Genomic DNA, 1,492 nt, shown 5'->3' on the forward strand with positions numbered 1-1,492 from the left:
CGCTGGGGGTGGAGGTGCGGACTTTGTTTGCCAAACCGGTGCTGGCCGATCTGGCGGAAAGCGTGGTCGAGATGAGCCGCCGCGGTCCGCAAGACCTCCCGGCCATTGTGGCCGTGTCGCGTGATGCGGCGCTCGTGTTGTCGTTTGCGCAGCAGCGGCTGTGGTTTTTGGCGCAGCTGGATCAGGGCAGCACGAGCTATCACATGCCGCTGGCGTGGCGGCTGCAAGGTGCGCTCGACCGCAGCGTCTGGCAGCGCAGCCTTGACCGTTTGTTTGCCCGTCACGAGGCGCTGCGCAGTGTCTTTGTCGCCTCAGAGGGTGAGCCTCGGGTCGAGGTTCTGCCGAAGGATGCGGGGCTGCCCGTCACGGAGCATGATCTGCGCGCCCGGGGAGATGCGGACGCCGCGCTTTTGGAGCTGTGCCGTGAAGAGGCGCGCACGCCGTTCGATTTGGCGCGGGGGCCGCTGATCCGCGGCCGGCTGATCCGGATGTCGGACGAGGAGCACGTCTTGCTGCTGACCCAGCATCACATTGTCTCGGATGGCTGGTCGCTGGGCGTGTTGGCGCGTGAACTCAGTCAGCTGTACCGGGCGTTTGAGGCTGGACAAGACGATCCGCTGCCGCCGCTTGCGATCCAGTATCCGGACTATGCCGCCTGGCAGCGGCGGTGGCTAACAGGGGAACGGCTGCAGAGCCAGGCGCAGTATTGGCGCAACAATCTATCTGGCGCGCCGGCCCGTCTGGCCTTGCCGACGGACCGGCCGCGGCCGGCAGAGCAGTCGTTTGCCGGGGCCATGGTGCCTGTCGTGATCGATGCGGATCTGACGCGGGGTTTGAGGCGGCTGAACCAGCGGCATGGCACGACCTTGTTCATGACGGTGCTGGCGGCGTGGGCGGCGGTGCTGTCGCGTCTGTCGGGGCAGGACGACATAGTGATCGGGGTGCCGAGCGCCAATCGCGGTCGGCGCGAGGTCGAAGAGCTGATCGGCTGCTTCGTCAACACCCTGGCGCTTCGGCTTGACCTGTCGGGGGAGCCGAGCGTGTCGGAGCTGTTGGCGCGGACGCGGCGCACGGCCTTGGGAGCGCAGGAGCATCAGGACCTGCCGTTTGAGCAGGTGGTGGAGATCGTGCAGCCGCCACGGCGTCTTGATCACACGCCGTTGTTCCAGGTGATGCTGGCCTGGCAGAACAACGCCGCCCCGGCCTTCGACCTTCCTGGGCTGCGTGTGGAGGGGGCGGCAGACGGCTTCGATCAGGTCAAGTTCGATCTGGAGCTGAACCTTTGCGAGCATGGCGAGGTCATCGCGGGAACGCTGGGCTATGCTACGGCGCTGTTCGATGAGACGACAATCGAGCGGCAACGAGGCTATCTGCTGGCGCTGCTGCAGGCGATGGTTGCCGATGCGCGGCAAGAGGTCGGGCGCATTGAGCTGCTGCCGTCCGCTGAGCGCGCGTATCTGTTGGAGGAGCTGAACCGGACGGCGGCGCCGTA

1 protein-coding gene is annotated in these 1,492 nt (G+C 66.5%); it reads left to right on the forward strand.

Annotated elements, in window-relative coordinates:
* Positions 1 to 23: 23 nt before the first annotated feature.
* Positions 24 to 1,492: condensation domain-containing protein (locus CQ13_RS15190; protein ID WP_245309188.1), on the forward strand; the 1,469-nt coding region annotated here is incomplete at its 3' end.

This window comes from Bradyrhizobium retamae (assembly GCF_001440415.1).
GTDB lineage: Bacteria > Pseudomonadota > Alphaproteobacteria > Rhizobiales > Xanthobacteraceae > Bradyrhizobium > Bradyrhizobium retamae.